Source organism: Pseudescherichia vulneris, assembly GCF_902164725.1.
In the GTDB taxonomy this organism is placed as follows: domain Bacteria; phylum Pseudomonadota; class Gammaproteobacteria; order Enterobacterales; family Enterobacteriaceae; genus Pseudescherichia; species Pseudescherichia vulneris.
The window spans coordinates 2,227,751-2,234,149 of record NZ_LR607338.1 but is presented as its reverse complement, the minus strand read 5'-3'; the positions used below and the strand labels follow the sequence as shown (position 1 = coordinate 2,234,149).

At 57.9% G+C, this 6,399-nt stretch carries 6 protein-coding genes; 4 read left to right on the top strand and 2 right to left on the bottom strand.

What is annotated here, in order from left to right:
- Nucleotides 1–85 precede the first annotated feature (85 nt).
- Nucleotides 86–526: a YcgN family cysteine cluster protein gene (locus FN633_RS09495; RefSeq protein WP_154057540.1), complete on the top strand. Its 441-nt coding sequence runs from the start codon at nt 86–88 to the stop codon at nt 524–526.
- Here the strand turns inward: FN633_RS09495 and dsbB are convergent.
- Nucleotides 523–1,053 carry a disulfide bond formation protein DsbB gene (gene dsbB / locus FN633_RS09490; RefSeq protein ID WP_042391268.1) on the bottom strand — a complete coding sequence of 177 codons (531 nt, stop codon included), beginning with the start codon at nt 1,051–1,053 and terminating at the stop codon, nt 523–525. The genes FN633_RS09495 and dsbB overlap by 4 nt on opposite strands.
- A gap of 287 nt (nt 1,054–1,340) precedes the next feature.
- On the opposite strand from dsbB, the gene fadR reads away from it, so the two are divergent.
- On the top strand, nt 1,341–2,060 hold the full coding sequence (gene fadR, locus FN633_RS09485) for a fatty acid metabolism transcriptional regulator FadR (RefSeq protein ID WP_154057539.1): 720 nt from the start codon (nt 1,341–1,343) through the stop codon (nt 2,058–2,060).
- A 49-nt stretch (nt 2,061–2,109) separates the two neighbouring features.
- Here fadR and FN633_RS09480 read toward each other — a convergent pair whose 3' ends face one another.
- The gene (locus FN633_RS09480; RefSeq protein WP_042391264.1) at nt 2,110–3,642 is read right to left on the bottom strand and encodes a SpoVR family protein; all 1,533 of its coding nucleotides are present in this window, start codon (nt 3,640–3,642) and stop codon (nt 2,110–2,112) included.
- 350 nt (nt 3,643–3,992) lie between these two features.
- On the opposite strand from FN633_RS09480, the gene FN633_RS09475 reads away from it, so the two are divergent.
- Both FN633_RS09475 and dadX read left to right on the top strand, forming a co-directional pair.
- Complete coding sequence (locus FN633_RS09475; protein ID WP_154057538.1) at nt 3,993–5,294, top strand: D-amino acid dehydrogenase; 1,302 nt, start codon at nt 3,993–3,995, stop codon at nt 5,292–5,294.
- 9 nt (nt 5,295–5,303) lie between these two features.
- Nucleotides 5,304–6,374, top strand: a complete 1,071-nt coding sequence (gene dadX / locus FN633_RS09470; protein ID WP_154057537.1) for a catabolic alanine racemase DadX — start codon at nt 5,304–5,306, stop codon at nt 6,372–6,374.
- Nucleotides 6,375–6,399 lie beyond the last annotated feature (25 nt).

The window sequence follows — 6,399 nt, the reverse complement described above, 5'->3', positions numbered from 1 at the left end:
AACGGCAGCAATCAGGCGGCAAAACTTGCATCAATGTGCCAGAGTGGTTATAAGGTGCAGCTGAAATTTCACGGCGGACTTCCTTATGAGCGATACACCTTTCTGGCAGAGCAAAACCCTTGAGCAGATGACCGACGCCGAGTGGGAGTCGCTGTGCGACGGCTGCGGGCAGTGCTGCCTGCACAAGCTTCAGGATGAAGACACCGACGAGATCTACTTCACCAACGTCGCCTGCCGCCAGCTTAATATCAAAACCTGCCAGTGCCGCAACTATGAGCGGCGCTTCGAGTATGAACCGGACTGCATCAAGCTAACGCGGGAGAATCTGCCGACCTTTGAGTGGCTGCCGCCGACCTGTGCCTATCGCCTGCTGGCGGAGGGGAAAGCACTGCCACTCTGGCATCCGCTGCGTAGCGGCTCAAAAGCGGCGATGCACGCCGAGCGCATCTCGGTCCGCCACATTGCGGTGACGGAGTCCGAGGTACGCGACTGGGAGGATCACATCCTCAACAAGCCCGGCGCTTAACGACCAAACAGGTCGCGTTTTTTCGGTTTGAACGCCTGGGCAATCAGCACGAGGATTGCCACGGCGAAGTAGGCGATAAAGATCCCCACCAGCCACTGCGGCATCTCCAGGGTCAGGAAGGACCACTGGCGTTCGGCGCAGTCGCCAGAGGCAACAAATACCTGCGGTAGCCACTTATCCAGCGGCAGCCAGCTCGGGAAACGGGCGGCGAAATCGCAGGTCATAAACGGGTTAGGGTGCAGCTGGATCATTGTGTGCTCCCATGCCAGCTGAATGCCGCGCCACGCGCTGTAGAGCCAGATAGCAATCGCTACATAGCGCAGCGGCGTTTTCGGCGCGATTGCACCCACCAGCCCGGCGCCCATTACGCCAAACAGGGCGCAACGCTCATAAATACATAAAACGCACGGTTTAAGCAGCATCACATGCTGGAACCATAACGCCACCAGCTCAAGCGCCAACGCCGTCAGTGCCATAAGTAACCAGGCACCGCGCCCGTGAGAGCACTTGTTTAAAAATTGTAACATAATCATTTCCCTGGGAGATGCTAGACACCGCAGTGTAAACGAATTCACCCTGCGATGACAAAGGGTTCAGATGTGGGTGAAAGTGGGGGAAATAAGCGTTGTTTATGCTGGAAGTGCAAAAGCGTGGCAAAGGGTAAACGGTCAGCACAATACGCTAAAAATGGCCGTTTAAGAAAAGCGTAAAAACAGAACGGCGATCCCTTTTTCTTCCCGTTTCATGCTATCTGCTGCCTCCTCGCTCTGGTATGATGAGTCTCTTTGTTTCGCTGTGTAATGGAAATTTCTCTATGGTCATTAAGGCGCAGAGCCCGGCGGGTTTCGCGGAAGAGTACATCATTGAAAGTATCTGGAATAATCGCTTTCCACCCGGAACGATCCTGCCAGCTGAAAGAGAACTTTCCGAACTGATTGGCGTCACCCGCACCACGTTGCGCGAGGTGTTACAGCGTCTGGCGCGTGACGGCTGGCTGACCATCCAGCACGGTAAGCCGACCAAGGTGAATAACTTCTGGGAGACGTCAGGCCTCAATATTCTGGAGACGCTAGCCCGGCTCGATCATGAGAGCGTCCCGCAGCTGATCGACAACCTGCTGTCGGTGCGCACCAACATCGCTACCATTTTCATCCGCACCGCGTTTCGCCAGCATCCGCAGGACGCCCTGGACGTGCTGGCCCGCGCGCGTGAGGTAGAAGATCACGCCGATGCCTTCGCCGAGCTGGACTACAACATTTTCCGCGGCCTCGCTTTTGCCTCCGGCAACCCTATCTATGGACTGATCCTCAACGGTATGAAGGGGCTCTACACCCGTATCGGGCGGCACTACTTTGCCAACCCCGAGGCCCGAAGCCTGGCGCTGGGCTTCTACCACCGTCTGGGCGAGGTGTGCGAGCACGGCGATCATGACAAGGTGTATGATATCGTGCGCCACTATGGACGCGACAGCGGAGAGATCTGGCACCGGATGCAGAAAAACCTGCCGGGCGATCTCGCTATCCAGAGTCGTTAAGTTCAGAGAGAAACAGGGAAAGCCCTCTCCGCCAGGAGAGGGACAGGCGTTACAGGCTGTTCTGACGCGGCGGGCAGCGATCCAACAGCTCTACGCTGCCATCTTCGTTCTGCTGCTCCAGCATCACATCAAATCCCCACAGGCGGTGCACGTGCTTCAGCACCTCCCGGCGGCCCTTATCCAGCGGCGCACGGTTGTGCGGCACATAGCGCAGGGTCAAAGATCGATCCCCACGCAGATCCACGTTCCATACCTGGATATTCGGCTCAAGGTTGCTGAGATTGTACTGTGCCGAGAGCTTGGCCCGGATCTCACGATAGCCATCTTCGTTATGGATAGCGGCAATCTCCAGATAGTTATTGCGGTCGTCATCCAGCACCGTGAAGAAGCGGAAGTCACGCATCACCTTCGGTGACAGGAACTGGCTAATAAAACTCTCGTCTTTGAAGTCGCGCATGGCGAAGTGTAGCGTCTCCAGCCAGTCAGATCCGGCAATATCCGGGAACCAGTATCTGTCCTCCTCGGTAGGGGACTGACAGATCCGTTTGATATCCTGGAACATGGCGAAGCCCAGCGCGTAGGGGTTGATCCCGCTGTACCACGGGCTGTTGTAGGGCGGCTGGAACACCACGTTGGTGTGGCTATGGAGAAACTCCAGCATAAAGCGATCGGTCACTTTCCCCTCATCGTAGAGGTGGTTGAGGATGGTGTAGTGCCAGAAGGTCGCCCACCCCTCGTTCATCACCTGGGTCTGTTTCTGCGGATAGAAATACTGGCTCACCTTACGCACGATGCGCAAAATCTCGCGCTGCCACGGCTCCAGCAGCGGGGCATTTTTTTCCATAAAATAGAGCAGGTTCTCCTGCGGCTCAGAGGGGTAACGCCGCACTTCGGCGACCGTTTTCTCCTCCTCGCGCTTCGGCAGGGTGCGCCACAGGGTGTTTACCTGACTCTGCAGATACTCTTCCCGGCTCTTCTGCCGCGCTTTCTCCTCCTGGAGAGAGATCTTCTGCGGTCGTTTGTAGCGATCGACGCCGTAGTTCATCAGGGCATGGCAGGAGTCGAGCAGCTTCTCTACCTCGACCACGCCATAGCGCTCTTCACAGTCGGTGATGTAGTTACGGGCAAAAATCAGGTAGTCAACAATGGAGCTGGCATCGGTCCAGCTACGGAACAGGTAGTTATTTTTGAAGAAGGAGTTATGCCCGTAGCAGGCATGGGCCATCACCAGCGCCTGCATGGTAATGGTGTTCTCCTCCATCAGGTAGGCGATACAGGGGTTGGAGTTGATGACGATCTCGTAGGCCAATCCCTGCTGTCCGTGCTTATAGAGTCGCTCGGTCTCGATAAACTTCTTACCAAACGACCAGTGGGTATAGTTAATCGGCATCCCGACGCTGGAGTAGGCATCCATCATCTGTTCAGAGGTGATCACTTCGATCTGGTGGGGATAGGTATCCAGCCGGTAGAGTTTGGCTACCCGATCGATCTCGGCCAGGTAGGTATCAAGCAGTTCGAATGTCCAGTCGGGTCCATCGCTGAGACGGGAGGTGTCCTTATTCATGGAGTCAATCGTAGCCATTAGCGCACCCTCATTGTTGGCGACTCTCTCTTGCAGGAGAGTCTCCTTTCAAGCATAGATCACCGCACCGGAAACCGGACTGGCGGGGAAATTTTTTCTTCGCCATTTCGCCGTGTAAAAAGGGGGGGAGGCCAGGCGTTTGCGCTATTTTATGCTGCGTTACAAGACGGCTCAGCAGGAGATACCAAATAGTCCCCATCCGCGGCCATAGGCAGAGATGTGAGTTAAGTCACCATAAAAAAGCCATATGTTGAATAACATTTTCATCTGAGTTATCAATTTGTAATCAGATGATTGTTCTTAACCGATGAATGTTCGTAACTCGTCAGTTTTACTCATAGGGAGTGGCTATGCGCGTTGTGGTTCTGGGAAGTGGCGTCGTGGGCGTGACCAGCGCCTGGTATCTAAGTCAGGCGGGGCATGAGGTAACGGTAATTGAACGAGAGCCGGGATCGGCGCTGCAAACCAGCGCGGCCAACGCCGGACAGATCTCACCAGGCTATGCTTCACCCTGGGCCGCACCGGGTGTACCGCTGAAGGCGATCAAGTGGATGTTTGAACGTCATGCCCCGCTGGCCATTGGCCTTGACGGGACGGCGTTCCAGTTGAAGTGGATGTGGCAGATGCTGCGTAACTGCGATACCCGCCACTACATGGAGAATAAGGAGCGGATGGTACGTCTGGCCGAATACAGCCGCGACTGCCTGAAGGCCCTGCGCGACAGCACCGGCATTGAGTATGAGGGGCGGCAGGGCGGCACGCTACAGCTCTTCCGCACAGAACAGCAGTATGAGAACGCCACCCGCGACATCGCCGTGCTGGAAGAGGCCGGGGTTCCCTATCAGCTGCTGGAGTCTGCCCGGCTGGCAGAGGTTGAACCCGCCCTGGCCGAGGTGGCGCACAAGCTCACCGGTGGCCTGCGTCTGCCCAATGACGAAACCGGTGACTGCCAGCTCTTTACCCAGCGTCTGGCGCAGATGGCCGAGCAGGCGGGCGTGGTGTTCCGCTACAACACCCCGGTCGATCGCCTGCTCTATGAGGGCGAGAAGATCTACGGCGTGAAGTGTGGCGATGAGGTGATCAAGGCCGATGCCTACGTGATGGCCTTTGGCTCATACTCCACCGCCATGCTGAAGGGCATTGTCGATATTCCGGTCTATCCCCTGAAAGGCTACTCGCTCACCATTCCCGTGGCGGAAGAGAGCGGTGCCCCAGTGTCGACTATCCTTGATGAGAGCTACAAGATTGCCATCACCCGCTTCGATAACCGCATCCGCGTGGGCGGGATGGCAGAGATTGTCGGCTTCAACACCGAGCTGCTGCAGCCGCGCCGGGAGACGCTGGAGATGGTCGTGCGCGATCTCTTCCCACGCGGAGGCCGTGTCGAGGAGGCCACCTTCTGGACCGGGCTACGTCCGATGACGCCGGACGGCACGCCGGTCGTAGGACGTACGCCGTTTAAAAATCTCTGGCTCAACACCGGGCACGGCACTCTTGGCTGGACCATGGCCTGCGGATCCGGCCAGCTGCTGAGCGATCTGATCTCTGGCCGCTCCCCGGCTATTCCATACGATGATTTAGGCGTAGCCCGCTACGGCTCCGACTTTACGCCCGCACGGGCCAGCCATCTGCACGGCGTACACAATACTTAAGGGGCAGTCATGACGCGTCCTGTTCAGGCCACGCTTGATTTATCGGCCTTACAGCATAATTTACAGGTTGTTCGCCGCGCCGCGCCTGGGGCGCGGGTCTGGTCGGTGGTAAAAGCCAACGCCTACGGGCACGGGATCGACCGCATCTGGCGCGCGCTGGGTACCACGGACGGTTTTGCCCTGCTGAATCTGGAGGAGGCGGTGCTGCTGCGTGAGCGCGGCTGGAAAGGTCCGATCCTGCTGCTGGAGGGGTTCTTCAATGCCGACGAGCTGCCGCTGCTGGATAGCCTGCGTCTCACTACCAGCATCCACAGCAACTGGCAGCTAAAGGCGCTGCAAAATGCCCGGCTTAGCGCTCCGCTGGATATCTACCTGAAGGTCAACACCGGTATGAACCGACTGGGGTTTATGCCGGAGCGGGTGAGTTCAGTATGGCAGCAGCTGCGGGCGATGAAAAACGTCGATCAGATGACGCTGATGTCGCACTTTGCCTCGGGGGAGAAGCCCGACGGCATTGTTGAGGCGATGGTGCGGGTAGAGCAGGCGGCGGAAGGGCTTAACTGTCCGCGCTCCCTCGCCAACTCGGCGGCCACGCTCTGGCATCCTCAGGCCCATTTTGACTGGGTCAGGCCGGGTATTATTCTCTACGGCGCGTCGCCCTCCGGGCAGTGGCACGATGTGGCGAACAGCGGCATCAAGCCGGTGATGACCCTGCACAGCGAGATTATCGGCGTGCAGACCCTGAAGCGGGGCGATCGGGTGGGCTACGGCGGACGCTATCAGGCCACGGGCGAGCAGCGGATCGGCATCGTTGCGGCGGGCTATGCCGATGGCTATCCGCGCCACGCCCCGGACGGCACGCCTGTGCTGGTGGACGGCGTACGCACGGGGATTGTCGGAACGGTCTCGATGGATATGCTGGCGGTAGACTTAACCCCGTGCCCGCAGGCCGGGATCGGTACGCCGGTTGAGCTGTGGGGCAGCGAAATCAAGATTGATGACGTCGCTGCCGCAGCGGGTACGGTGGGGTATGAGCTGATGTGTGCGCTTGCTCCCCGCGTGCCTGTTGTTACGCAATAATTGTGACAGTGTAACCTAAGGATGA